Annotated in this window: 27 protein-coding genes, 1 pseudogene and 1 riboswitch; of the genes and pseudogenes, 18 read left to right on the forward strand and 10 right to left on the reverse strand. The window is 55.7% G+C overall.

Annotated elements, in window-relative coordinates; all coding sequences use genetic code 11:
* Positions 1–221, forward strand: a pseudogene (locus ACUVSA_RS04155) (hypothetical protein); the annotation flags it as partial.
* Positions 222–519: 298 nt separating this feature from the next.
* On the opposite strand, the gene ACUVSA_RS04160 reads toward ACUVSA_RS04155, so the two are convergent.
* Positions 520–1,269, reverse strand: a complete 750-nt coding sequence (locus tag ACUVSA_RS04160; protein WP_445893891.1) for an SIR2 family NAD-dependent protein deacylase — start codon at positions 1,267–1,269, stop codon at positions 520–522.
* The gene (locus ACUVSA_RS04165; RefSeq protein WP_445893892.1) at positions 1,266–2,042 is read right to left on the reverse strand and encodes an ATP-grasp domain-containing protein; all 777 of its coding nucleotides are present in this window, start codon (positions 2,040–2,042) and stop codon (positions 1,266–1,268) included. Before ACUVSA_RS04165 ends, ACUVSA_RS04160 begins: the two co-directional genes overlap by 4 nt.
* Positions 2,043–2,133: 91 nt before the next feature.
* Between ACUVSA_RS04165 and ACUVSA_RS04170 the strand changes: the two genes are divergently transcribed.
* The 7 genes from ACUVSA_RS04170 (at position 2,134) to ACUVSA_RS04200 (ending at position 9,297) form a co-directional block, all read left to right on the forward strand.
* Positions 2,134–2,727: a flavodoxin family protein gene (locus ACUVSA_RS04170; protein ID WP_445893893.1), complete on the forward strand. Its 594-nt coding sequence runs from the start codon at positions 2,134–2,136 to the stop codon at positions 2,725–2,727.
* A gap of 219 nt (positions 2,728–2,946) precedes the next feature.
* Positions 2,947–3,603 carry a queuosine precursor transporter gene (locus tag ACUVSA_RS04175; RefSeq protein WP_445893894.1) on the forward strand — a complete coding sequence of 219 codons (657 nt, stop codon included), beginning with the start codon at positions 2,947–2,949 and terminating at the stop codon, positions 3,601–3,603.
* A gap of 10 nt (positions 3,604–3,613) precedes the next feature.
* On the forward strand, positions 3,614–5,389 hold the full coding sequence (locus tag ACUVSA_RS04180) for an ABC transporter ATP-binding protein (RefSeq protein ID WP_445893895.1): 1,776 nt from the start codon (positions 3,614–3,616) through the stop codon (positions 5,387–5,389).
* A 6-nt stretch (positions 5,390–5,395) separates the two neighbouring features.
* Complete coding sequence (locus ACUVSA_RS04185) at positions 5,396–7,243, forward strand: ABC transporter ATP-binding protein (protein WP_445893896.1); 1,848 nt, start codon at positions 5,396–5,398, stop codon at positions 7,241–7,243.
* Between the two features lie 11 nt (positions 7,244–7,254).
* Positions 7,255–7,752 carry a hypothetical protein gene (locus ACUVSA_RS04190; RefSeq protein ID WP_445893897.1) on the forward strand — a complete coding sequence of 166 codons (498 nt, stop codon included), beginning with the start codon at positions 7,255–7,257 and terminating at the stop codon, positions 7,750–7,752.
* A 4-nt stretch (positions 7,753–7,756) separates the two neighbouring features.
* A complete protein-coding gene (locus ACUVSA_RS04195) occupies positions 7,757–8,875 on the forward strand; it encodes a metallophosphoesterase (protein WP_445893898.1) in 1,119 nt (372 codons plus the stop codon).
* A 74-nt stretch (positions 8,876–8,949) separates the two neighbouring features.
* Complete coding sequence (locus tag ACUVSA_RS04200; RefSeq protein ID WP_445892488.1) at positions 8,950–9,297, forward strand: DUF4405 domain-containing protein; 348 nt, start codon at positions 8,950–8,952, stop codon at positions 9,295–9,297.
* Between the two features lie 240 nt (positions 9,298–9,537).
* On the opposite strand, the gene ACUVSA_RS04205 is transcribed toward ACUVSA_RS04200, so the two are convergent.
* The 5 genes from ACUVSA_RS04205 to ACUVSA_RS04225 all read right to left on the reverse strand — a co-directional run bounded on the left by ACUVSA_RS04205 (position 9,538) and on the right by ACUVSA_RS04225 (position 12,744).
* Entirely contained in the window at positions 9,538–11,334 is a 1,797-nt protein-coding gene (locus ACUVSA_RS04205; RefSeq protein WP_445892489.1) for a hypothetical protein, read from the reverse strand.
* A 140-nt stretch (positions 11,335–11,474) separates the two neighbouring features.
* Positions 11,475–11,780: a TOBE domain-containing protein gene (locus tag ACUVSA_RS04210; RefSeq protein ID WP_445893899.1), complete on the reverse strand. Its 306-nt coding sequence runs from the start codon at positions 11,778–11,780 to the stop codon at positions 11,475–11,477.
* A complete protein-coding gene (locus tag ACUVSA_RS04215) occupies positions 11,765–12,088 on the reverse strand; it encodes a hypothetical protein (RefSeq protein ID WP_445893900.1) in 324 nt (107 codons plus the stop codon). The genes ACUVSA_RS04210 and ACUVSA_RS04215 overlap by 16 nt, the downstream gene beginning before the upstream one ends.
* Positions 12,089–12,110: 22 nt before the next feature.
* A complete protein-coding gene (locus ACUVSA_RS04220; protein ID WP_445893901.1) occupies positions 12,111–12,557 on the reverse strand; it encodes a hypothetical protein in 447 nt (148 codons plus the stop codon).
* A gap of 13 nt (positions 12,558–12,570) precedes the next feature.
* Positions 12,571–12,744, reverse strand: a complete 174-nt coding sequence (locus ACUVSA_RS04225) for a hypothetical protein (protein WP_445893902.1) — start codon at positions 12,742–12,744, stop codon at positions 12,571–12,573.
* Between the two features lie 222 nt (positions 12,745–12,966).
* On the opposite strand from ACUVSA_RS04225, the gene ACUVSA_RS04230 reads away from it, so the two are divergent.
* The 5 genes from ACUVSA_RS04230 to ACUVSA_RS04250 all read left to right on the forward strand — a co-directional run bounded on the left by ACUVSA_RS04230 (position 12,967) and on the right by ACUVSA_RS04250 (position 17,488).
* Positions 12,967–13,929, forward strand: coding sequence for a sulfite exporter TauE/SafE family protein (locus tag ACUVSA_RS04230; RefSeq protein ID WP_445893903.1), 963 nt, complete (start codon positions 12,967–12,969; stop codon positions 13,927–13,929).
* 115 nt (positions 13,930–14,044) lie between these two features.
* Positions 14,045–14,121, forward strand: a riboswitch (Fluoride riboswitch).
* Between the two features lie 141 nt (positions 14,122–14,262).
* Positions 14,263–16,035 carry a dynamin family protein gene (locus ACUVSA_RS04235; RefSeq protein ID WP_445893904.1) on the forward strand — a complete coding sequence of 591 codons (1,773 nt, stop codon included), beginning with the start codon at positions 14,263–14,265 and terminating at the stop codon, positions 16,033–16,035.
* A gap of 118 nt (positions 16,036–16,153) precedes the next feature.
* Positions 16,154–16,522, forward strand: a complete 369-nt coding sequence (locus ACUVSA_RS04240) for a cation:proton antiporter domain-containing protein (protein WP_445893905.1) — start codon at positions 16,154–16,156, stop codon at positions 16,520–16,522.
* Between the two features lie 210 nt (positions 16,523–16,732).
* Positions 16,733–17,233, forward strand: coding sequence for a cation:proton antiporter domain-containing protein (locus tag ACUVSA_RS04245; protein WP_445893982.1), 501 nt, complete (start codon positions 16,733–16,735; stop codon positions 17,231–17,233).
* An 18-nt stretch (positions 17,234–17,251) separates the two neighbouring features.
* Entirely contained in the window at positions 17,252–17,488 is a 237-nt protein-coding gene (locus ACUVSA_RS04250; protein WP_445893906.1) for a hypothetical protein, read from the forward strand.
* A 205-nt stretch (positions 17,489–17,693) separates the two neighbouring features.
* Here ACUVSA_RS04250 and ACUVSA_RS04255 read toward each other — a convergent pair whose 3' ends face one another.
* A complete protein-coding gene (locus ACUVSA_RS04255) occupies positions 17,694–18,128 on the reverse strand; it encodes an SRPBCC family protein (protein WP_445893907.1) in 435 nt (144 codons plus the stop codon).
* Positions 18,129–18,300: 172 nt separating this feature from the next.
* On the opposite strand from ACUVSA_RS04255, the gene ACUVSA_RS04260 reads away from it, so the two are divergent.
* Positions 18,301–18,735 (forward strand): acyl-CoA thioesterase, encoded by a 435-nt coding sequence (locus ACUVSA_RS04260; RefSeq protein ID WP_445891096.1) that lies wholly within the window; start codon positions 18,301–18,303, stop codon positions 18,733–18,735.
* Here the strand turns inward: ACUVSA_RS04260 and ACUVSA_RS04265 are convergent.
* Positions 18,732–19,565 (reverse strand): DUF3108 domain-containing protein, encoded by an 834-nt coding sequence (locus ACUVSA_RS04265; protein WP_445893908.1) that lies wholly within the window; start codon positions 19,563–19,565, stop codon positions 18,732–18,734. The two genes, ACUVSA_RS04260 and ACUVSA_RS04265, sit on opposite strands and share 4 nt — an antisense overlap.
* On the opposite strand from ACUVSA_RS04265, the gene ACUVSA_RS04270 reads away from it, so the two are divergent.
* The 4 genes from ACUVSA_RS04270 (at position 19,485) to ACUVSA_RS04285 (ending at position 23,069) form a co-directional block, all read left to right on the forward strand.
* Complete coding sequence (locus ACUVSA_RS04270) at positions 19,485–20,294, forward strand: alpha/beta hydrolase (RefSeq protein WP_445891094.1); 810 nt, start codon at positions 19,485–19,487, stop codon at positions 20,292–20,294. The two genes, ACUVSA_RS04265 and ACUVSA_RS04270, sit on opposite strands and share 81 nt — an antisense overlap.
* Positions 20,295–20,315: 21 nt before the next feature.
* Complete coding sequence (locus ACUVSA_RS04275) at positions 20,316–21,302, forward strand: ABC transporter ATP-binding protein (RefSeq protein WP_445893909.1); 987 nt, start codon at positions 20,316–20,318, stop codon at positions 21,300–21,302.
* The gene (locus ACUVSA_RS04280; RefSeq protein WP_445893910.1) at positions 21,299–22,039 is read left to right on the forward strand and encodes an ABC transporter permease; all 741 of its coding nucleotides are present in this window, start codon (positions 21,299–21,301) and stop codon (positions 22,037–22,039) included. Before ACUVSA_RS04275 ends, ACUVSA_RS04280 begins: the two co-directional genes overlap by 4 nt.
* A 550-nt stretch (positions 22,040–22,589) precedes the next feature.
* Entirely contained in the window at positions 22,590–23,069 is a 480-nt protein-coding gene (locus ACUVSA_RS04285; RefSeq protein WP_445893911.1) for a hypothetical protein, read from the forward strand.
* Between the two features lie 38 nt (positions 23,070–23,107).
* Here ACUVSA_RS04285 and ACUVSA_RS04290 read toward each other — a convergent pair whose 3' ends face one another.
* On the reverse strand, positions 23,108–25,063 hold the full coding sequence (locus ACUVSA_RS04290) for an acyl-CoA dehydratase activase (protein ID WP_445893912.1): 1,956 nt from the start codon (positions 25,061–25,063) through the stop codon (positions 23,108–23,110).
* Positions 25,064–25,124: the final 61 nt, after the last annotated feature.

Raw genomic sequence — 25,124 nt, forward strand, 5'->3', positions numbered from 1 at the left:
AACTGAGCAAGCGCATTGACGAAACCAATCAGCGCATTGATGCTGTTCGAGAGGAATTGGGTAGGCGCATTGATGAAAACACTGCTCGAGCCGACGCCATCAACCAGAGACTGGATCGGTTTCTCGGCGAGATGGTGCGGCACCACGAGCATGCCCAGCTGGCGCAGCGTGTTGCAGTCCTTGAGCACGACGTGAGAGAGCTCAAGAAGAAAGTCGCTTGAAAGGGGCATGGGCAACGGCGCTCATGGGTCGATTTGTTCTCCCGTTTTTTGCAGGATGTGAATACCCGGTCCTCTGGGGCGGAGCGTGCAGGTGGCCGAGGGGGCCTGCCCTGCCACGGCATTCATAAAGCGTTCCAGGTGCGGCTGATCGCGCAGCCATGAAACAGCCCCGTGAATCATTACTGAGGCGAATTAGACAATCTCAATCTATTAGTGCGTTGGGCAGAAGATAAGCTTCGCGCATCAGTGGAATGATCAAGCGAGCCGCTGGTTATCTTGCCCTTCTTTGCAAATCCCCTCAGATTGGCTCTTTGACCAATTGGGGTACGAGCTTGCCGGCTTTCCCAAGGAGGCTCACATCGAAAGCGCGGCTATAAGGTGTGGGTTCCAGGTTGATTTCTACGACGAAAGCGCCGTGCTGTTGGGCATACAGGCCCATGGAGGCGGCAGGCTGAACGACGCCCGAGGTGCCGATGACCAGCATGAGATCGCATTCTTCTAAAGTGGTGTAGGCGCGGTGCAAGACTCCGGAATCCAAAGACTCGCCGAACCAGACCACGTCGGGACGTAGCATGCCGCCGCAGGCGTCGCAGTGTGGCGGAAAGGGGATGGGCACACGGCGGTCCTCAGCCTTAAGGCCGCATCCCGTGCAGCGCACCCACCAGATATTGCCGTGCAATTCCAGCACAGCGCGAGATCCAGCGGCCTGGTGCAACCCATCGATATTTTGCGTCAGCAGAACGAAATGTTGGCAGCGTTTTTCCAAGGCCGCCAACGCCTTGTGGGCGGCGTTGGGCTGAAGGGAGTGAAGCACTTCTCGACGATAGTTGTAGAATTCCCACACCAACTGAGGGTTTTTGGTAAAGGCTTCCGGTGTCGCTAGGTCTGTGGCCCGATAGGTGCGCCACATCCCTCCCGCACCGCGAAAGGTGGGCACGCCGGATTCGGCCGAAACGCCTGCACCCGTCAGAACCACAACGCGGCGAGCTTGCCGCAGCTTTTCTCGAACCAGCGCTATGTTTTCCGCTACCTGCTCCGGCCGAGTCACAGTGCTCCTCCTTCGTCCAAAGATCGAAAAACGGCGTAAATATCCAGCCCCCGCCGTCGAAACCCCTCCAACCCGTAGACCATGTTCGCTTCCAGGACCCACCAACGGCCGTGGGCGTAACAGATGTCCAGCCCCACTTCGTCGAAACGGCACACTGTGGCCGTCCATCGCGCAAAATCCAAGGCCTTTTGCGGAATGTCTTCGAAGCTGATGGAGCCGCCTCGAGACACATTGTTGCGGAACTCTCCGGCGGGAGCCATCCTCCAATAGGCGTGCACTACCTGCTGCGCAATCAGCACCACGCGCAGGTCTCTGTCGATGGGAAGATATTCTTGAATGTACGCTGGGTGATGTTTGTCCAGGTAGGCTTCCAGATCCGCTGCCGTGCGCACCAACCAAACCCCTTCGCCCTGTGAAGATCCCACGGGATTTTTAGCAATCAGAGGGAAGGGAAAATCCCTCATGATCCGCTCGCTGCGGTTGGAGCCGTAGTAGAGTCTGGTCCGAGGGTGAGGCACATGCAGGAGTTGAAATAGAGCGGTTTGGCGAATCTTGTGGCCCATGAAGCCATAATAGTTTTGAGGGAAAACCCTTTTACCCAGGGAGCGGAAAAGATCTTCATAAAGGCGGCTGGGGTAGTACACGATCGAGCTCTGGGCGATTGTTTCCCGAACCTCTCTGGGATAATCTGACCAGTTAGGCTGCACGCCGACGCAGTCCACGGAAGAGCAGTGGCGCAAGCGCTTGCCTAAAGACACCCGTTTCCTTGACATCATCTTCCCCTTTCGCCGTTTTTATGTGACACAGGAGAGAAGGCTACGTCAAAATTTTCGCGATCAACCGTTGCCAACAAAGGAGCATGCCATGGTGCGAATTGTTGCCTTGTACGGAAGCCCGAGAAAATCCGGAAACACTGCGATGCTGCTTTCCCGCGCCGTGGAAGGAGCTCGCGAAGCCGGGGCCGTCGTCGACTGTTTTTACCTGCGGGACCTCAAGATTTCTCCATGCCTGGAACTCTACGGGTGCAAAGCCTCGGGGCGATGCATCATCGAAGACGACTTTCACAAGATTGCCGACGCCATTTTACAGTCCCGCGGTATCATGCTGGCCTCCCCTGTTTTCTTTTACACGGTGTCGGCGCATACCAAGATCTTCATGGATCGATGTCAGTCTCTGTGGGTGAAACGCTATTGGATCGACGCGGTCCCGTTCGGCTCCAAGGACTACCCTCGCCGAGGTTTCTTCATAGCCGCAGGAGCAACGCAGGGGAAAAAACTCTTTGACGGCGTGTTGCTGACCGCTCGCTATTTCTTTGACGCCGTGGGCGCCGACCTCTGGGACAGCCTGCTGGTGCGTGGTGTCGACGCCGAAGGTGACGTTCTTCATAGGCCTCAGGACTTGATTACCGCACAGGAGAAAGGTAAAGAGTTCGCCCGGGTCCTGATAGAAAGTTTCTGATGAAACTGGCGAGACTAGCGATGGATGGCCATGTTTTTTCAGAAGGATCACAAAGTCCTTGTTGTGCGCTCGCGGCTCGTGCCGCTTTCAAAGAGGGATGCGTCAAAGCCTGGGCCGCAAGGAGCCGGTCCCTGCGGACGCGTTTTCGTGCCATGACCACGAATGAAAGGATGTGTTCCCAACAGGCGGTCATAGCCTCACAAGACTGCGAGGAACCCGGTGCAAAACGAAACTCAAAAGGCCTTTCTTATTCTAAACAGCATTTTTGTGGGCAGTTTGGTTATCGCCTCGGTGTTGGCGAGTAAAATCATCACGGTCTTCGGCCTGGTGGTCCCGGCGGGGGTGTTGGCCTATTGCGTCACATTTGTCGTCACTGACGTGATTAGCGAACTCTGGGGCCGGGAAAAGGCCAACTCCGTGGTTCTTGGTGGATTTGTCGCCCTCGTCTTCTCCCTCCTTTTGGTGCGCCTCGCCGTGGTGTGGACTCCTGCGCCTTTTTGGCCTCATGACCCGGCCTTTCGAACTGTCCTGGACAGCACGTCTCGCATTATCGTGGCCTCCTTCTGTGCGTACCTGCTCAGCCAATACCACGATGTGTGGGCCTTTCACTTGCTGCGCCAGCTCACGGGAGGAAAGCATTTGTGGCTGAGAAACAATCTCTCCACAGCCGTCTCTCAGTTGATCGACACGGTGGTCTTCATCACCATCGCTTTTTACAGGGTCATGCCGATCGCTCCATTGATCCTCGGTCAATGGGTCATCAAGCTCGTCATTGCGATTCTGGACACTCCGGTCGTCTATGCGGTCGTCTGGCTTTTGAAGGCATGCCGGTGGGCTCCGGAATCTTCGGCCCTTCCATCACCTTCGACCCGATGAGGTTCTTGCCGTGACGGGCCATCGGCCCCAAAAGATACAGGCCTGCCAGCTTTCGAAGGCCCTGGGGTTCCTCAAACCCTTGGTGGCCCGTTATGCATGGCGGCTGGGTTTCGGCTTTGTGTGCCTGGCCGTTGTGGACCTTCTGCAGCTCTGGATTCCTCGCATCATGAAACACGCCGTGGACGGTGTCTCCACCGGCGAGGACTTTCGCCGGCTCTCCCTGCGTGCCACGCAGATCGTGGCCTTGGCCCTGGTCATCGCCGTATTGAGATACTTTTGGCGGTATCTTCTTTTGGGTTTTTCTCGGCTCCTGGAAAAAGACATTCGTCGAAACATGCTTGTCCATGTGCTGAACCTGGACCGTACGGTCCTGCATAGGCGAAGCCCCGGAGACATTCTGGCCCTTTCCGGAAACGACCTTGCCTCAGTGCAGCTTGCGGTGGGCATGGGGCTGGTGGCCTTCGTCGATGCGGTCTTTATGAGCCTGGCCGCTCTGGCCTTTATGGCCGCTCTTCACGGTCCACTGACGGGCATCGCTATCGCTCCTTTTCCCTTCTTGGCCTTGGCGACCCGATTTTTATCGGAGCGACTGCATCAGCGTTTTGTGCGGGTTCAAGAGAAGTTTTCCGAACTTACCGAATGCGCGCGCATCACCCTGGCATCCATTCGATTGTTCAAAGCATATAATCAAGAAGAGCCGCAAACGGCGCGCTTCGATGCTCTGGGCCGTGCCTATGTGCATCACAACCTGCGGGCGGCCATGGTGCAGGGCACTCTTTTCCCTTTTGCTGGTCTGGTGAGTAATACCAGTGTGTTGCTCGTCCTCTATTTCGGCGGCCTCTTGACCATGCATAAGGCCCTGACTGCTGGGGATTTCGTGGCGTTCATGGCTTATCTGCATCTTTTGACATGGCCCATGATGGCTTTCGGATGGGTGGCCAATCTGTTTCAGCGGGGCTTGACGAGCCTGGAACGGATTCAAGGGCTTCTCGCCGACCGTGCCGCCCTTGAGGATTCCCCGCGCCCCGTTTCCCTGCCGGAAGGCCCTTTCACGCTTCGGCTTCACAGCTGCACCTTTGCGTACCCGGCCATGGAATCTCCCTCGCTTCAAGATTGTTCCATTACCCTGACGCCTGGCATCACGGGCCTTGTGGGCCCGACGGGATCAGGCAAATCCACCCTGTGTCATATTTTGACGCGGCTCTACCCTGTGCCTCGAGGGGCCTACACGGTCAACGGTTGTGACGTCAATGATCTGCGCATCGCCGACCTGAGGTCCCTCATTGCCTACGTGCCTCAGGAAGGGGTGCTTTTTTCGGACACAGTCGCCGCCAATATCGCTTTTGGCAAGCCTGACGCCACCCTTGAAGAAATCGAGGCGGTGGCACGAGCAGCGGCCATTCACGAAGAAATTCTCGCCATGACTTCCGGTTATGAAACGCTCTTAGGAGAAAAGGGTGTACGCCTTTCCGGAGGCCAACGCCAGCGGATTGCTTTGGCTCGAGCCCTTTTGCTCGATCGGCCCATCCTCATCATCGACGATGCCCTTTCCGCCGTGGATACCGAAACCGAACGACGGATCCTCAGGGAATTGGCCGAACGCTGCCAGGGTAAGACCTGCTTGATGATCTCCCACAGAATCACCCAGCTTGCGGACGCTCACAGGGTTTTGGTCATGGACAACGGCCGCGTCGTGGATGCCGGTACCCATCACGACCTGCTGGAACGCAATCCCTTTTATCGAACGATTCACCATCACCAGACCCGCACGTCGTGTGCACGTTGAGGTGCCATGCATTACGGCTACGGATACTTTGAAGAAACTCAACTGGGACGCGTACGGGATCTGAAACTCTGGAACCGCCTTTTAGAGGTTCTGCGGCCCTTTTGGAAACCCATTCTTGGAGCTGCCCTGCTGTCTCTTGGCATTTCCGCCGCGGGTCTGGCCATTCCATATGTGGTGCGCTTGGGAGTGGATCAGTTCGTAACTCAAGAGACCCTGCCCTTGGTGATCCGCATGGAGGGATTGCGTCAGCTTGCCTGGGTCTTTGGGGGCCTGATGGCCTTCGGGTTTGTGGGTAGCTTTTTCCAAGTGGTCCTCTTGGAATGGGCTGGCCAACAGGTGATGCACACGCTTCGACAGCGCCTCTTTCACCATGTGGTGCATCTGGACGTGGCTTTTTTCAACCGGCAACCTGTAGGTAAGCTGGTCACGCGCCTGACCAACGATATTCAAAACATGCACGAAGCCATGACGTCGGTCGTGGTGACGGTGTTCAACGACTTCCTGCAATTGTTCGGTATTCTCGCGATTTTGTTCTGGATGAACTGGCGTCTCACGGCGTTGCTCTGCACGGTGATTCCTGTGGTGATTCTGGTGACGCTGTGGTTCAGCCGGCTGGCTCGAGAGTCCTTCCGGGACCTGCGAACGCGCTTGGCGCGCCTCAACTCCTTTTTGCAGGAAGTGCTGAGCGGATTGTTCATTATTCAAACATTTCAGAGGGAAAAGGATACCGCCACCCGGTTCGAAGCGCTCAATGAAGCGCATCGATTGGCTGCCTTTCGCCAGATTCATCTGTTCGGTCTTTTTATGCCTTTCATTGAAGTGGTCCATTCCAGCGCGGTGGCTCTCATGATCTGGTTCGGTGGTCGAGGCATCGTGGAAGGCTCCATGTCTTTGGGAACCCTGATTGCCTTCTTGTCCTACGTGCGCCTGTGCTTTCAGCCGATCAGGGAATTGTCGCAAAAATATTCCATCGTGCAATCTGCTTTGGCGTCCGCGGAAAGAATCTTTGAACTCCTGGACACGCCGCGGTCCGTGTCGAATTCCCGCGGCGCTGTTCGGCTGCCTCAGCTGCGCGGCGCCCTCACCTTTGATGGCATTTCCTTCGGCTACGACGCCACCCGTCTTGTGCTCAAGGACGTCTCTTTTCATGTCAACCCGGGTGAAACGGTGGCCGTTCTCGGCGCCACGGGAGCCGGCAAGACCACATTGATCCATTTGCTGGAACGATTCTATGAACCCTTAGCCGGGCGCATTCTCTTGGACGGCTACGATCTTAGACACTTAGACCTTACCTGGCTGCGCCGTCAGATCGGTTTGGTCTTGCAGGATGTGTTCCTTGTGTCGGGAACGCTTGGAGACAACATCTGCTTGGATCTTTCCTTGGATGCCGAGACCTTGGATCGCATTGTGCATCATGCGCAGCTGCGTTCTTTGATTCAGCGTCTTCCCGATGGTTTGAACACGCGCATCGGCCCCGGGGGTATGGATCTTTCTGCGGGGCAAAAGCAGCTGTTGGCCTTTGCCCGCGTCTTGGCACGAGACCCCAAAATTCTTATTCTTGACGAGGCCACCTCCAATGTGGATTCCTCCACGGAAGGGGATATGAATGTGGCCATGGAAACCATGCTGGCGGGCAGGACGGCCATTTTGATCGCTCACCGGCTGTCCACGGTGCAAAAAGCCACTCGCATCCTTGTACTGGAAGAGGGCCGCGTGGTGGAATGGGGGTCCCCTGAGGAGCTTCTTCGAAGAAATGGGGCTTACGCCAGGCTGGTTCGCGGTGATTCGGCCTGTGTGGAGGCGATGGATAATGGTACCATCGGGTCTTCTTATGAATTTTTACCCTCAAAATGAAGGAGCGTGTTATGGCCGTCGAGAAGCTGCACATTCTGATCTGTCTTCTCCTTGTGTCGTGCATGATCTTTGCTTCAGCGACTCTTTCCCTGGCTCAACCCGCTGCCGGGCAAATGGGTGGATGGGAAAAAGGAGGGGCTTATGATCGGTTCTACAATCCTCAGGAATTGGACAAGATTAAGGGGACGGTGGTGAAAATTCAGGAAGTGACCCCTGTGGAAGGGATGAGCCCTGGGGTGGCTCTGATGATCGAGGACAAGGAAGGCTCCAGAACGTTGGTCCACCTGGGGCCGCGATGGTTCATCGATCCCAAGACCATGGGGATTCAGGTGGGTGACAAAGTCGCGGTGAGGGGCTGCTGGGCGGACATCAACGGCCAAGAAGTGTTCATGGCCTCCAAGGTCAAAAAAGGGGACCACTTCGAATTCAAAGTGCGGCTCACCAAGGACGGTACGCCCTTTTGGGCCATGAGCCCTGAAGAATTGGCGAAAGAGCGGGCGGGCGACTGAGGTCATGAAGACTTTTCTGCCCGCCTTTCTCACCGTCTACACCACCATGCACGCGGTGTTTCTTTACCGCGTGCATGGCCTTTTTGCAGGTCGCAAAGGCTGGTGGACGGCCTTGTTGGTTTTTTGCGCCTTCATGGTGCTGGCGCCCATGCTGTGCCGCGTCCTGGAACGGACAGGCTGGGAAATGCCTGCGCGCCTTCTGGCCTATATGGGCTATCCCTGGATGGGGTTTCTCTTCCTGGCTTTTTGGCTGTCGCTCATTGTGGGCGCTGTCAACGGCGTGTTGTGGCTCCTGCACCGCTTTGCTGGACTGGGCACAGGCAGCCTTTTGGACACGCCGACGGCTCTGGGGGTGATCGTGGCTGCAGCCGTCCTGAGCTTTTACGCTGCCTGGGAAGCGCAGCACCTGCACATTGAACGCGTGCGAGTGTCCACGGAAAAGTTGCCAGCCCATGTGCCTCGCCTGGTGGTGGCGCAAATTTCGGATGTGCATCTGGGCCTTAACGGCAGGCACGCCCGTTCGGAAAGGATCGCCCAAGTGTTGCGGGACATCGCCCCGGATCTTGTTATATCTACGGGGGATCTGGTGGACGGCCGACCCCATGCCTTGGAACCGTTGCTTCCCGTGTGGCAAAACCTTAAGCCGCCCTTAGGAAAAGTGGCTATCGTGGGAAACCACGAATACTACGTGGGTTTGCCAGAAGCCATGGATTGGACACGACGGGCCGGCTTTGTGTTGCTCAGGGACGACGCCATGACCCTTGGGGGCCTTCTCAACGTGGTGGGCGTGGACGACACCTGGAAGGACCGCCCCGAAACCGAATCCCACCTGCTTCAATCCGCCGCCAACGGCCTTTTAACCCTCTACCTGAAACACAGGCCTCAAATCTGCCCCGACACCCTCGGCCTCTTTGATGTGCAACTCTCAGGGCACACGCATCGCGGGCAAATTTTTCCTTTCACCCTCTTCGTGGCCATGATGTATCCTTTTTTTAATGGGACTTATACGCTGGACAAGGGGTCCATCCTTCACACCAGTCGAGGCACGGGGACGTGGGGGCCTCCCATGCGACTCTTGGCCCCGCCGGAAATCACCGTGCTGGAATTCGTTCGAAAGGAATGAGAGGGCGTGCCGTGCCGCCCGATCGGCGAAGCCGTCGTCAGTCACAAAGGCTCTAAAAAAAGGAGGGCGAAACCGTGGACAAGAACCGATGGCTGTATCTCGTCGGCGCCTTAATGTATGTGGATTTGACGGCTTTGGTGATTCTCGGCCTGCTGCTAAAGTTCGTCATTCCCACAGGAGCTCGGGCCTTGGGATCCCCTCCTGCTTTTCTAGGGCTTTCGCGCCATGGTTGGGCGGACATTCACGGCACTCTGGGAATCCTTTTCGTGGGACTGACGGTGGTCCATCTTGTTTTGAATTGGAACTGGGTGGTCCAGTCTTCCAAACGCTACTTTCAGGACAAATGGGCAAAAGCCCTGTTGGTCCTGAGCGGCGTGTGGGTGCCGGTGCTTTTCGTCGGCTGGATTGCCTCACGCCCTTAGAAGCTCCTCCGAAGATGCCATCCATGGGTTTTTGCCAGCGGATGGATGATTCCTGCGCCCACGCTTTTGAAGGGACGGCCTTCTGGTCGTCCGCGAACTCTCGGAGCGCGAAGGCGCGGACCGTCCGCCGGAACGTGCCGGCCCATAAGAACACCAAGAGCCAAGGGGCAGATCGCGAGGATGCGGTTTCTTTACCAGGAATAAGCGGCGGCATGGGGCGCAAGGCCATCGAACACGCACTTAAAAGCGGATTCCTTCATCACTCCATGGAAAGCTTTCCCCGTTGAGGACCAGCCGTTCCTTGGTGAACCACAGGACCTGGCCGTCCTCACCGTTGGCTTTGGCTTTCTTGGTTTCTTTTCTCTTGCCCGATTCTTTAGCGAGGAATTCCAAAGTCTTGTCTTCGCCAAGGGAACTGTTGGTCACAAGATATGACGTGTACTTGTTGATCTTTTCCAATTGTTCGTGGGCAGAGATCACCGTGACCGAAAAAATCATGGCAATGGTGTAGGCTTCTCGAGCGCTCCTATCTTCGGCTAGTTTTTCCCGTGCCAGCGAAACAATGATCTGAGCCTGACGCTTCTTTTTAAGAAATTTCTTGGTGGACAGGGCATCTTTGAAGGTCAGCACCGTCACCTGAGGATGGTGGGTCAAGGGGGCTACATCTGAGGGCTCGACCTTGTGCTCTCCGTCCTCATCCACCACCCGGAGCTGGACGATGACGTTGTCGGCCATCCATCGAGTGGGCAAGAGCAAGGTCAGATTGTCGCCTCGAAACACGTTGAGCGGGTTCAGCCAGGATTTGTTTTCGGCAAGGAGCAGCACGTGGTCGAACTCCGATTGAATTCGCCGCAGAATGTCCCGGTTTCGAAGCTGGCCGTAGAGCCACAACACATCGTAGTTTTTGACCTGATTGTTTTTCAGTAAGGTGTCCAGAATGCGGTCGAAGACATCGCTGCGCGCATGAAGCAGCAAGGCCGGGCCGAGGGCACGCAACATTTCGGGGTCTTCGATAAAGGCCATGTGGCCGTTGTCCAGATTGCGCATAATGAGGCGTCCGGCCATGTCGTGATCCCCTAGGCGCGCATATTGCAAGGCGGCAAAGAGGATGTTTCCCCAGTCTTCATCATTGGAATTGGCGAGAACCACTTCCAGGTCGCGACGAATCTGCGTTGCGGAAGCGTCCTGGACGGTGAGCATGATCTTGTGCATGGCCGTGGAAGCGGCAAAGGGATCCTTGCGCAAAATGCCCTGGTGAATGTTTTGAAACTCGACAAAACAGCGCAAAGCTTCCCTGTGGTTGCCCATTTCGTAGGCGGCTTGTCCGCGGTAATACCAGTAGGGCGGAAACTGTTGAAACGATGCCTCCAGCCGCTCCAATTTACGATAACGCCGGTCAATGTCGGGTTCCTTGAGAATGGCGGTGTAGTCGGTCAGCTGCTTTTCATTAAGGCGCCACTCATCGGGCAACTGATAGCGGCGTATGAGATTCCATGAGTACTTCAGCAGATTCTTGTAAAAGTTGTTGAGTCCCTGAAGGGTGGCCGCTTCGATTTTCCACGCCGCCTCCTCACGCTCCTTTTTATAATCGTCCATGCGATCGCGGTAATTGAAGTAAAACGATCCCACGTTGACGATGGCGCTGAGCACGCCCATGTAAGGATTGAGAAGGAGGTCGGTTTCAAAGACGCGCTTTCGAAGCCTCCTTCTCAACTCTTCCTGCACGTTTTTTTCATAGGTTCGTGAAAGATAAGCCCTTTCATGCTCCTGAATCTTGGAACTGGTCAGCAGGTCCATGAGTTCCTGCAGCAGACTGATGATGTCGGCATCGGGAATCTTGCTCAAGTTCAAGTTATTGATGATGGTATTATATTCTTGGTCCAGTACGACCTTGTCGTTGTAAGTCAGAATGTGCGTCAGGGACACGACGATCTGGTTCAAGGTCTGCAAAACCTGCAGTTGGACCAAATGGTCGGCGGCGGTGTTGAAGGACTGATCGTCAGCGTGGACGGCCGTCGTGACAGCGACGCAGATCAAACCGAGGCTCGTCCCCAGCGTGCTGAAAAACCGACGAAATCTTGACCCGCTTTTACACATGCGTTCTCGGCACATTCGCTTGCCCTTTAGTCCGTGCTTGTCCTTTTTCAGCTCGTCCCCTGGTGGTGAAAGAAAAGGGTTCATGCACCAGGAGGTATTGATGACCACAGAGACGGTTGGTCTGCATGCCCATGCAGCACAACGGCATGGGCGGAAAAGCCGGCCCACGCCACATCACCTTCCTTGAATGATAAGCGTTGTTCGCTTTCTGTTGACACGATGGCACACAGCGCCGTCCCGTCGGCCAGTTCCACCGTCACCTCAGCGGTCACCTGTCCCCGCACGATACGGCGGATTGTTCCCTGGAATCGGTTTTCCAGGCTCATCAAGGGTTGTTCGGAACCCACAGCCAAAACGACCCACGGCGCCTTCACTTCCGCCACCATGACCGGCCCTTTCTGAATGGCCAGAGCCTCAAGCTGTCCATAGTGATGACCGTGGTGACGCGATGTCCTGCCACAGTGACCAAGCCCACCTTGGCCTGAATGTCACCGAAAAGCATTGCGTCCACGCGCCCGTCAAATGCGTTGCGCGCACTGCTCTGGCCGCTGGTTTCCCGTTCTACGAATAGTTTCATCACTTGACGCATGTCCTTGTCCGAAAAGGACGGATGCGGCAGAGGTCCGCTGGAGACGGTAAGGCCGAGAACCTTTTGCACTACAGACAGAGGAGGATGCCCGCTCAGCAGCTCCATGGCTCGAGCCTTTTGGATCATTTCAGGTGCGCCCAGCGCCGGGAAAACCCGCAGGCCTCAGCCCTCTCGTAAAACTTGCGCCGCACAAGGGGGCGTCCACGTCCAAGTGCTCTTCAAGATGCCCTGTGCGTATGAGCGCTTCCACGACGGCTCGAATCGCCTCCAGCCCGTAACGCGAAACATCCACAACGCGAAATGAAGCATTTCGGCCATGGCGTGCCGTTCGAAAATAGAGGCATCGCGCGTTCCAGTCGATGTCCTGGGAAGTGTTGAGCCGAAGCACCTCATTGAGTTTCGCTCCGGATTGGTGAATCAAAAGGTAAAGAAGAAAGATGCGAAGCCGTGCCGGCCGGTGCGTTGAAAAGGCATCCACCCAGCGCCGAAAGGATTCTTCCAAACGTCGCAGTCCCTCGGTGTCCAAACACGCTACCGATCGGCGCCGCCTTGGGGCCTCCTGTAAGTCTTGCACGGAAGTAGGTTTTTCAGACTTTCTTGCTGCCATGGGACCCATGCACGGTTTCCTTTGCAATGACCCGGTCCACGCCGCCTTCAATCGATCCGCGGCCTTTGCCATTTGCCTTTGGCTTACTCATCCCTTGTAACACAGCTGCCGTTCCACTTTCCAGCAAAGCGCTTTCCTGCAGCACAATGACCATGAAAAGCGAAGCACAGACGCCGCGCTCATCTGAAGCATCGGCCCATTCTTTGGTCTAGGAGGAAAAGCGGCGTGCGGTGAGTGCGTGAGAATTAGGACACAGAAGGACACCGAGGGTGAAAAGGCCATTGACCCTTTACAGCACGCCTTATAGTATGATAGGGAAAATACCCTTTTCGTGTCATACTAAGGATGGGTTTTTGGTGAAAAAAATGGGGGGGTTATGGTTTTTCATAGGGCTGGGATTGAGGTGGCGCCCTGGATACCGCCGCTCGTGGCCTTCGGGATTTCCTTTTTCACGTCCATGGGTGGAGTTTCCGGAGCCTTTTTGCTGCTTCCCTTTCAGATGTCCGTTCTGGGTTACACGCATCCATCGGTGAGCGCCACCAATCAGTTGTTTAACATTGTGGCCATTCCCAGCGGGGTGTACCGGTATTGGAAAGAAGGCCGCATGGTGTGGCCCCTCACCTGGGTTGTGGTTGCGGGCACTTTGCCCGGGGTGCTCACCGGAGCCGTGGTTCGGGTGGCCTACCTTCCCAATCCCAAACATTTCAAATTGTTCGCCGCCGCTGTGTTACTCTACATCGGGTTGCGCATGGTTCAGGATCTGCTCAAGAAGAGCACGGTGGCCAACACAAAAGCCGACGCCGAAGAAAAATTCCAGGAAATGGTGCGTCGTCATCGAGTCCAGGCGGTCCAACCTGGGGAAGGGGCGGCTCAAGCGCTGCCTTCAGTGAAGGTGACGCACTTCAACACACGACGCCTGGGTTACACTTTTTACGAAGAATCCTACGACATTCCCGTTTGGGGTATTTTCGCGCTGACTTTTATTGTCGGTATTGTGGGCGGCATCTACGGAATCGGCGGCGGGTCCATTATCGCGCCTTTTTTCGTCTCTTTCTTTAAGCAGCCTGTCTACACGGTGGCCGGCGCCGCTCTCATGGGAACCTTCGTCACCTCCGTGGCCGGCGTCGGCTTCTATCAGGCCATCGCCCCCTTGTATCCGAACATGTCCGTAGCGCCGGACTGGCTTCTGGGCATTCTTTTTGGGCTTGGGGGCATGGCGGGCATGTACCTTGGCGCACGTTGCCAAAAGTATGTGCCGGCACGGGCGATCAAATGGATGCTGGCTGGCATCATTGTGTTCACGGCCTTGAAGTACGTGGCAGCGTTTTTCGGCTATTAGAGGGCTTCAAGATTCAAAGAGTGTGCGGCCCTAAGTGGCTCTGAAGACGGTCTTTCTCATCGCCCCTTGACAGAGAAAAAAGGATTTTGTTAACGTCGGCTCGTTAAAACTTATATAGCATAAAGGCAATGAAGTCTGCCTGAACCGCCTCCCTCTCTTTCCGGGCGTGGGGATGATGACTTCTCCAAGGAGCTCGAGGGGCACAGGTTGAACGGCCTGTCAGCGTAGTGGCCTTCGGGTGGGGGCGGGAAGCGCGCTGATTTCATTAGAGAACCCCACCCGGTTTCGGGATTGGGGTTTTTTTTGCCGGGTGGGTGCAAAGAGGAGAATGCGATGCTACAAAGCTATCGAAAAACACAAGCTAAGCTTTTAAAAGCTCTGGATGATATCCGTCAGCTCAACACCTTGAACCTCAAGGACACCATCACTGAAAGAATCGATGAACTCAGCAAGAAGATTCAGCAGAGTGCCTTTTACCTCGTGGTCCTTGGGGAATTCAAGAGAGGCAAGAGCACCCTGATCAACGCCATTCTCAAAGATAACCTTCTGCCCACGGCGGTTATTCCCTTAACGTCTATTGTGACCATGATTCACTACGGTCCCGAAGAAAAAATTTCGGTTCGCTTTAAAAACGGATCAATACAGAACATTCCTCGGCGGGCTTTGGCAGACTACGTGACAGAAAGAGGAAACCCCGATAACAGCAAAGGGGTTCAACGGGTGGAAATCGCCTATCCCGCGGATACACTTCGGGGCGGTGTTCATTTGATCGACACCCCCGGAGTGGGCTCCATTTTCGAAACCAACACCCAGGCCACTTACGATTTTCTCCCCCAGGTGGACGCAGCTCTTTTCCTGTTCACCGCTGATCCTCCCCTCAGCCGATCGGAGTTGGCTTTTCTGCGCGATGTGTGTCAGTACGTCTCAAAGATCTTTTTCGTCCAAAACAAAATCGATGTTGTGGCCCCGGAAGACCGAGAACAATCTTTGGCGTTTTCGGAGCAGGTTTTGAGACAAGTTTTAGGAAATACAGAGATACGCATCCTGCCCCTTTCCGCCAAACTGGCCTTGGAGGGTCGCCTCATCGGGGATGAAGACAAGATTTCCCAGAGTTATTTCCCTCAGCTGGAAGAGCTTTTGACACAGTTTTTGACTCAGGAAAAAGGTCGAGTCCTTTTGCACTCCGGCCTGCAGTCGGCCCGAAAGATCCTCAATGATGTGGAGTATACAGCTCAATTGGAACAAAAAGCCATTGAAATGCCGCTTAAGGATTTGGAACAAAAAATCGCTTTATTTCAAAAAGAGCTTCAAAAAATCCAACGGGAGCGAGACGAAAACGGGTATTATTTTGAAGCGGAAATCAGGCGGATCATGGACGGGCTGGATCGCGAAATAAAAAGGCTTCAAAAAAACTGTCTGCCTGAACTGATGGAAGATTTGCGGGAACAGGGCGAAAAACTTCAACATCTTCCCGTATCTCGTTATGTGGAAAAGATGGAAACGTGTTTGAGCGAAGGCATTATTCGTACCTTCGATAATTGGATCATACAACAAGAAAAGGCGCTCAACGAGGAATTTGCCCGCGTCTCGCGACAGTACTCGGACCGGACGAATCAGGTCATCGATCGACTCATCCAGGCCTCCGCCAAATTGTTTGACATTCCTTTTGAAACGATCCAAGCGGATGAATCCCTGCATGCTGACAGCCGTTTCTATTACCTGCTCGGTGACCCTCCCCGTTTTTTTGACATCGCCGGAGCGCTCGATTTCTTTTCCCGCAAAATCATGCCAAAAAGCTTTTCCCAAAGAAAAGTCTTGAGTGATCTGATGAAAAAACTCCCGGAACGCATCGATGCCAACTGCGGGCGGGTCCGCGCCGACTTCATGCGACGTGTGCAGGAGAGTTTCCTGGAATTTCGCTGGAATTTGAATGCGAAGATCGATGCCACGGCAAAGAGTATTCAGGATGCTATGAATGAGGCCGTGGTGCTCCAAAAGGCCGAAGCCCATGAGCGAGACAAAAAAAAGGCAATACTTCACGAGGCCATGCAACGCATCATGAGCATCCAAAGGGATTTGGAGGGAATTGCCTCAGAAATCGCTTAAGGCTTAGCGCACGGCGTGAGTGCAGGAGGCTTTGTCATGGCTATAAGCCTGGCTGTCATTATCGTTTTCGGTCTTCTTGCGAACTACATTTTACAAGAGAATCAAGCTACCGGGTCTGGTGGGAATATTATTTATGGGGATTCTTGTGGGGCCCTACGTTTTGGGTCTTATGCGCCCCGAAATGATGCAGGTCTCAGCGGAATTTCGAAAGATCGCCCTCATTGTCATTTTGCTGCGGGCGGGGTTTGAGCTGCATCGTGACACCTTGAACCGCGTGCGGCGTGCCGCGTTGACCATGAGTGCTGTGACGGCCGTTTTTGAAATCCTGGGCGTCACGTTGGTGGCTCCCCAGTGGCTGGGCATGAGCCTTGTTGAGGCGGCGATCCTTGGATCGATTCTTGGCGCCGTTTCTCCAGCCGTCGTCGTCCCCTTGATGATCGACTACATGGATCGGGGGCTCGGCACGCACAAAGGCTGCCGACACTGATTGTCGGGGCCTCTTCGGTGGACGATGTTTTGTCGTTGTATTGTTCACCATTTTTCTCGGCATGTATGATGGCGGGAAGGTGAATATCGGGGCGAAGCTCGCATAAATCCCCGTCTCCATCGAGCTGGGCATTCTGGTCGGGGCCATTCCCGGTTACCTGCTTCACAAGCTCTTTACCCTCTACGACTGGAATCCCCGAAGCGGACCTTGGTGGTCCTAGGGGTTTCCATTGTTTTGACCTGGCTGGAATCGGCCGTGGAACATTGGGTCCCGGTGGCCAGCCTTCTGGGTGTGATGGCCATTGGGTTCGTGGTTTTGGAAAAGGCCGAACCCATTGCCCACCTGATTTCTCAAGAACTCAGGAAGCTTTGGGTCTTTGCGGAAATGTTGCTGTTCGTGTTGGTGGGAGCCCAGGTGAACGTTCATGTGGCTTGGAAGGCCGGCCTGGCTGGAACGGCGGTCATTTTTGTGGGGCTGATTTTTCGCAGCGTGGGCACGTGTTGTTCCTTGTGGGGTACCCCCTTCAATTGGAAAGAAAAACTTTTCTGCGTGGTCGCCTATATTCCCAAAGCCACCGTGCAGGCGGCCATCGGCGCCGTGCCCATGGCCGCCGGTGTGGCTTCGGGTGAAGTGATTCTTGCCGTGGCGGTTCTCTCCATTCTCTTGAGCGCCCCGCTGGGAGCCATTGGTATTCTGCTGCTGGGCGATTAATGCTTGGAAAAGGGTGATGTGAGCCCGTATCGTTTCAAGGCGCTTCGCGCCAAGCTGGATCTTCCGCAGGTGGGGGAGCGAGTGCGCAGCAAGCGTTATGGAACCGTCTGGAAAATTATTGAAGAAAAAGAGACCTGGATTTCCGTGCCGGCACACCTTCGCGGTCTTTGGTTTCCGGACGGAAAAATGCCGGCCATCGTGGTTCGCTTTTGGAAAGAGGACAGCGCCAAGGGCCCGGAACCGGAAAGACCATGACCCATCGGTACAGTCAGGCAGATCCTTCCTTTCAGGAGCACTGGGAAGTCTTCTACGACTGGTAACGGCTGAGGACCACGAAAAGGAGCCCATGTTCCCGCATGCATGGCGATCCGCCGATGCGGTTTCAAGATCTCCGGCTGCAGGGCTTTAAAAAGCCTGTGCAACGAAAGCCGTGTGGACCTGGCCACTGCTCCGCTTCGTGTCATGGGCACAGGAAGGTGCGGTTCTGGGTTTCTTGAAGCAGAGCGGGGATGGTGCGGGCGCGATATCGAAAAATCCATGCGATGAGCGCGCCAATCACCGGAGCGGCCCATTCCCCGAACGGGTACAGTGGAAGCGCCCATTGGACATGATCGTGCATCCAGACCCCTTTGGGCGTGGCCTGAAATGTGTGCGTGTGGATCCATTGCCGGTATGGGCCGTGAATCTGCTCGTCCACGAAGCAGCATGGAGGATTCCACACGGTGATACGTGTTGTCCAGCCAAAGGGAATGCCGAAAAGCCGCAAGCGGTACTGGATAAGGGTGCCGACGCCCATGGAAATGGGCAAGGGTGTCAGGATGCGAAAATGCAGCGCCGGCGGTGTGATGCATTCTAGGTTGGCCGCATCGGCAAAGAAAGAAAACACATGATCCATGGAATGAGGGAGCAGGATTTTCGTCTCAAAAACCCGCGCCCTCAACCCCCGATTCCAAAGCCCACCGCCGCTACCGGTGGGCATTTGAGGCACGCTTTGGCGCGTGCGGCGACCTTTTGTGGAGGTCAGAAACCGTGAAAGGGTGGCGCGATTTCTCGAGGAGGTCACACAGATGAAAGAGCTGCTTAAGGGTTTTCCAGTGATCATCGAACTTCCTGTGGTATGGGGTGAAATGGACGCCTTTCAACATGTGAACAACGTGGTCTATTTTCGGTATATGGAAACGGCCCGCATCGCCTATTTTCTCAAGATGAATTACATGAAAATCATGGAGGAAACGGGGCTGGGGCCCATCCTTGGTTCCACGCAATGCCGGTACCGTTTCCCTTTGACCTATCCGGACACCGTCTCCGTGGGGGCACGCGTGCCGGAACTGAATGCGGATCGATTTCGTATGGAATATCGCATTGTCAGTCATCGTCATCAAAGCATCGCGGCCGAAGGGGATGCGGTGGTCGTTTCCTATGACTACAGAAACCGCACCAAGGCCCCGTTGCCCGATGTGGTGCGCCGCTACATCCTGGAACTGGAAGGACGAGGCAGCTAGTCGGCACCCACGTGCGCTTCGGATTCCTGAATCTGGATAGAAAATTCTCCGTATGGAAGACGCACCGTCGCCTTGACCAAAACGGCAGGGCTGCCGTATAGAGTCCATGCATGCAAGGAGGATTGTTCCAGAGCATGGGGTTTTCCTGCGAGGACACGCACCGAGGCCTGCCACATCTCGGCATCGCGTTTTCCCCATGGGGTGCGGACGGGTTCCCGTCCCACCGAGGTCATGCGCACCTCAAAGACCCTTTTCCCGTCCGTGACCAACATGGCACTGGCACGAAAGGCATCTTCGGATGCCGACAGAAACCGATAGACCGCTCCCAGAGGATCCACAGTGCCCAACGGCGCTTGAAGGATTCTTCGAAGTTTGCCGTTCTTGAAGACACTGACCGTGTTTTGGTCCGACGCAAAAATGAGTAACTCCGTTTTCTTCTTTTTCGTTCCCTCTCGGGTTTCTTCCTTGTATTGTAAAGGGTGTGCGCCGTCGGCACGAAGGCGGGAATCGGCGCTGATTTTTATAGGATACACGGTGTTCAGCACGGCGAGGGTTTCTCCTTGAAGCTGCATCAGAACTTCGTGGTCCGTTCGACGACACTGTAGCTTCGCCTTACCCGCCGGGAGGCCGTTCCAGAGAATACTGTAGGCTGCGCTGTGGCTCGGGGCCGAGGTTCCCTGTGGGGAACGCCCCTCCCCCGGTGAACCGCACGTCACGAAGAGCACCAGGCCAAAAAGGAGCCCCAGAACATGTCGGGCATTCGGTGGATCTTGACCTGTGCGGGATGCTATGCGCTGTATTGCCTGCTCTTGTTTTTGCTGCAGCGCCATCTCATTTTTCCGTCGCTTTTCGTGGGCTTACCCGATGACCCTTCCCTGCCGGAATTCGTGGAACGGCTATGGGTGAGCGTTCCCGGCGCCAAGGTGGAAGGCTGGTTTCTTCCAAGTGACATCTCGAAAGAGAGCCCAAGGCCTTTGGTCATTTTCGCCCACGGCAATGGGGAACTGATCGATTGGTGGCCGGAGACCTTTCGCGGTTTAAACCGCCGCGGCCTTCATGTGCTGCTTTTGGAATACCCCGGCTATGGCCGATCCTTGGGCAAACCTTCGCAGAAAAGCATCGCACGAGCTTTTTGCGCCGCCCATGACCTTATGACGCAAAGGCCTGATGTGGACGCTTCCCGGATCATTCTTTTCGGCCGATCCATCGGCGGGGGTGTCGCCTGTGCTTTAGCATCCCAGAGATCCTCCGCGGCGCTTATTCTTACGTCCACCTTTACGAGTCTGCACCCCTTTGCGCGGCGCTACCTTGCCCCGAGTTTTCTCCTTCGAGATCCCTTTGACAACAAGGCTGTAGTTTCTTCCTACGCGGGTCCCGTGCTCATTGTCCATGGAACACACGACACCGTTGTCCCCTATGCCCACGGCAAGGCCTTGGCCCAAGCCGCCCGGCATAGCCGATTCGTTGCCTACGACGCCGATCATAATGACTGTCCTCCAGACTGGGAAGCCTTCTTTGACGTCCTGGTTGATTTTCTTGAGCAAACGCGCGTGCTCTAGAGCCTCTGAGGGGGAAATGGCATGCCCGAACCCATGATTCAGGTGAAAGGGCTTCGAAAAAGCTTTACGTCCGTGGAAGCCGTGGCGGGCATTTCTTTTGAGGTGGCCAGGGGAGAAATCTTTGGCTTTCTTGGTCCGAACGGCGCTGGAAAAACCACCACCATCAACATGCTTACCGGCCTGGCACGCCCCGATGCCGGAACTGTAACTATCGCCGGAATCCACTGCACGGACAACCCCAAGGCCGCCCAGCATCTCATCGGTGTGGTTCCCGATGAAAGCAACCTGTACCCGGAATTGACCGGCTTTGAGAACCTGTGTTTTTGCGCGGCACTCTATGGCATTTCCAAGAAGGACAGGAAACGGCGCGCTGAAGAACTCTTGAAGGCTTTTGGTCTCTCGGAAGCCGCCCACAGAAAATTCGCTGCGTATTCCAAAGGCATGAAACGCAAGCTGACTCTAGCGGCAGGCATCATTCATCAACCCGCCATTCTTTTTCTCGACGAACCGACCACGGGCATCGATGTGGCCAGTGCGCGCCACGTCCGCCAGCTCATCGCTCGTCTTCATGAAGGCGGCACGACCATTTTTCTCACAACCCACTACATCGAAGAAGCCGAACGCTTGTGCCAACGTATCGCCTTTCTCGTCTCCGGCCGCATCGTGCGGACGGACTCTGTGGCCAACCTTTTGCAACCGGTCAAGGACCATTTCGTGCTGCATGTGACCTGCGCGCAGCCCCCACCCGAGGATCTCCTTCAGGATATGGCCCGTGTCTTCGGCACGGTTACGTTTTCCCTGGAAAATGGAGAGCATTTGCGCCTTGAATCGAGGCAGCCCATACGTGTGGGCCCCCTAGTGCGGGTTCTGGAAGAGCGCGGTGTGGACGTTCTGGAAGCCCGGCGCGGCCAGCCGTCTCTGGAAGATGTGTTTGTGCACGTGACAGGTCTGGCCGCCGAAGCTTTAAGGAAAGAGAGAGAAAAGTCGGGCGCAGGAGGTTCTTCATGACAACCGGGGCTGTTGCCTTTTGGAACATTTTGATCAAAGACATGCGCACGTATTACCTCAAGCCTCCCAACATCAGCTGGGGAATTGTTTTTCCCCTGGCCTGGACCGCCATGTTTTTCATTAAATCCGGCGAAGGATTACACGACATGCGTCAAGTGCTTCCCGGCGTGGTGGCCGTGTCCATCCTTTTCGGGACCACCTCCATGTTGGCCGTCGCGGTGACCTTTGAAAAGAAAAACCGTTCCTTTGAGCGGCTGCTGCTGGCTCCCATTTCCCTGACCCAGCTCATGCTGGCCAAAACGAGCGGCGCCATCGTGTTCGGCATGGCCAACGCGAGCGTGCCTATGGTTTTGGCCGCTCTATGGACCGACCTTGGCCCGGTGCAGTGGCCGCTGTTCTGTGCGGCCGTTTTCCTCATCGCCGCAGCCTCCACCTTTTTGGGACTTTTCATTGCCGTGGCGGTGAGCGAGGTCTTTGAAGCCCAGACGTTCTCCAACTTTTTTCGCTTTCCCATGATTTTTCTCTGCGGCCTGTTTTTTCCCATCGATCGTCTTCCCACGCCGCTGCGACTCTTGTCCTATGGTCTACCACTTACGTATGGAGCGGATCTGTTGCACAGAGCCATCGAGGGCCGGGGCGCGCTGCCCGTCGCGCTGGACCTCTCGATGCTCACCCTCTTTTGTGTCGGTCTCTTTCTGACAAGCCTCTGGAATATTCAAAGAAAGTGGATCCTTTAACGAATGTGGTTTTGAGCCCGAATTGCGTGTCCATGACCTGGATCGAACGAAGAAGTGCCATCTTATGGTGCCGGACCACAGAACCGGCTCCCGCCGGTCCGAACACCGTCGGGCCATCGAAGGGTGTTTCTGGCAAAACAAGGGGTCGGAAGTTTTCGATCGGAGCGCGCCCTGGATGCGCACACTTAGCTGGGCTCTTAGTGTCCTTTTTGTATCCTTGGGGTATACTTTAATGGGGCTAGCAGTTCATTTGATGAGGACCTATAGCCTGCATTTCGATGCCAAAAGAAGGGGGTCGCCGTCAAGCCTTTGAAAACGCATCATCCCTTGCATTCAGGTTGAACTGAATGAAACTTCGCTAAAAAACTTATACGATCAGGCAATGTGTTTGAATGGCGGTGAGCTGCGACGCCTCAGGGTGACATGCGGGGCATCTCCAGAGGGAAGGCGAGAGGCGGCGACAACATGTTTTAGACATGCGGCACAGATCTTCGCTCAGGACTTGAAGCGGCCAGCCCCAAAAAGACGCGAGGGGTTGAGGGGATTAGCCATGATGGAAGAAACGGCCGTTCAATTGCGCCAATGCCTGGACTTGCTGGAAGATATCGAGGCGAGCTACCCCAAAGGTGTCTTTGATCGAGAGATGCTTCACGGTGAAATGGACTTTAGATATCGTAGAATCCATGAGATGCGGCAGAAATTGGAATCTTTTTCGCCGCTCGTTCGGCGGTTCGCGGGTTTCGTTCATGCCTTGAGGGACGAGTGCAAGCTGCTCGGCCATCTTTTGAAGCTTCTTTTGGAGCAACCTCGGTTTTTTGCGGCATCGGCCCTGCAGGGGCATGCAGGCCTTCTGCGGTGCGTAAACGGGCTGGCGAAGACCGTCTCAGGCCGGCCGGCCGAGATCATGAAAGTTCTGGGGCGCATGCGCCTGGCGGGCATTGTGGACAAAGAGTACGCGATGTGTGAAGACTTTCGATCGCTGGTCAGCGCTTATCTCATGGAGGAAGGCCCATTGAATGGATCGGCTTAAAAGGGCCCTTTTGATGGGTCAAACCCGGCATTCCTGGGTCAAGCGCCGTGACGGGCCAGAAGAGCCGCACCAAGGGCGCCAATGATTTGGGGTTCAGGAGCTACGGAAATGGGCTGTTTCAAGCGGCGCTCCAAGGCTTTGACGACACCGATGTTTTTGGCCACTCCTCCGGTCATGGCCACCATGGGGCGGCTTCCCACCTTTTTCAAGAGCGCGGCCGTTCGATCCGCAATGCTTTCGCAGATGCCTCGGCAGATGTCTTCCACGGGGCACCCGTCGGCGATGTGCGAGACTACCTCGCTTTCGGCAAACACCGAACACACCGAACTGATGGAAACCGCCCGACGTGCTCGAGACGCCTTGTCGCCAAGCTCTTCCACGTCCAGTTCCAGGGCTCGAGCCATAAGTTCCAAAAAACGCCCGGTTCCCGCCGCGCACTTGTCGTTCATGAGAAAATTTTCCACCTCCCCTCTTTCGTTGATGGCGATGGCTTTGGTATCCTGCCCGCCGATGTCGATAAGGGTGCGCACGTCCGAGTAAAGATGCCACATGCCGCAGGCATGGCACGTGATCTCCGTGATCTGTTCATCGGCGAAATCCACCACCTTTCGCCCATAGCCCGTGGCGACGCAACGCCGCACGCGCCCGTGTTGCTCCCGGACTTCATCCAAAAACTCCTGCAGCGATTGCGCCGCTCGGCGTGCGCTGGCACCGGTGTAGCGAATCGTATGGGCCACCACCCGTCCCTGACCGTCCACGACCACAGCTTTGGCCGTCAGGGACCCGATATCGATGCCTGCAAAGAGGCCTTCTCGAACCGCCTGTTTCTTTGGAAGCATCGCCTTGCGCGTTCTCAAAACTTCCACAAACCCCTCCAACCGTGTGCGTGTCGGTCCTTCTGCATAGCTGCGGCTGTCAATGCTGTCACCATCCAGGCTCAGGAACGGCATACCCAATTCTTCCAGCAGACGGGCGATCGGTTGTACACCGCCGACGCCTTGACGGCAGCCCCAGTGGGAAAAATGCACGACGCCGTCGGGCCTTGCCATGCGCACCAAGGCTTCCACCATGCGCAAGCGGTTTTCCACGGGCCCCAAGCCGGGATTGCGAAGAATCTTTGTGGCCAAGCTCTCATAAGGCCGCTCGGGATTCAAAGGTTCCCATGACACGTAGGTCAGCTCGTCCACCACCGGCCAAATCCCTAAGGTCCGTTCCATGTAAGGGACAAAGTTGCCCTTGAAATATGGAAAGGTCAAAAGCCAAACCACACGAAACGCATCACGGCCGGCAGCCGACTCTAGGCGGGCGCGGCGCAGTTCGTCTTCCAGGGCGGCCAGGCGTCCCGGCAACTGTTCACGCCCGAACATGAGCTGCGCTTGAATGAGAGCCGTACTCACGTCTTTACCGCACACACCGGCCGGTGCCGTAGCGCGCAAAGCATTAATGCGGCACATCCTTTCCCTAGCACGGTTACTGGCCTCAAAGACGCGAAACCAATCTTCTTGCGTCGGCATCTTTCCGGTGATCTTGGATAGGGCCAGGTCCGCCTCCGCCAACTGATGGGCCACGTAGGCATGGGCCTCCGGGGAAGATTCGTGAGGCACATCCACAAAAATCAAAGGAATATTCAAAAAGGAAGCTAGTTCTTCCAAGGCCTTGCTTTGGCTGTCACACAAATGGGTCGTGGCGGCCACGGCATCCAGCGGCGGCAAATACCCCTTTAGACACGCTGCGAGAGCGGCGCGATGAAACGCGCAGCTTTCCACCGGATAACCCACGGCGTCAGCCAGGTTGAGGGCATCCTTTTCCAGGCCCGTCGAAGCCAAGGCTGACGCCAGGAATTCCCCATACATGGGGGCCACGCCGTGGACCTGCAACAATTCCACAGGGAAAAAAAAGCCAGCCAAAATCGTCGGGGCTTTTCGCGCGTAGAGGTCGGCCAGCATGTGCAAGGTGTCCAGATGGAGTGCATCGAGGGCCGAACGACCCATCATGGCTCTGAGCCTTGCGACGCAAAGAAGCCCACGAGCCAGAATGGATCGCCATAGCTGTTGA

It is taken from the genome of Desulfosoma sp., from assembly GCF_052743555.1.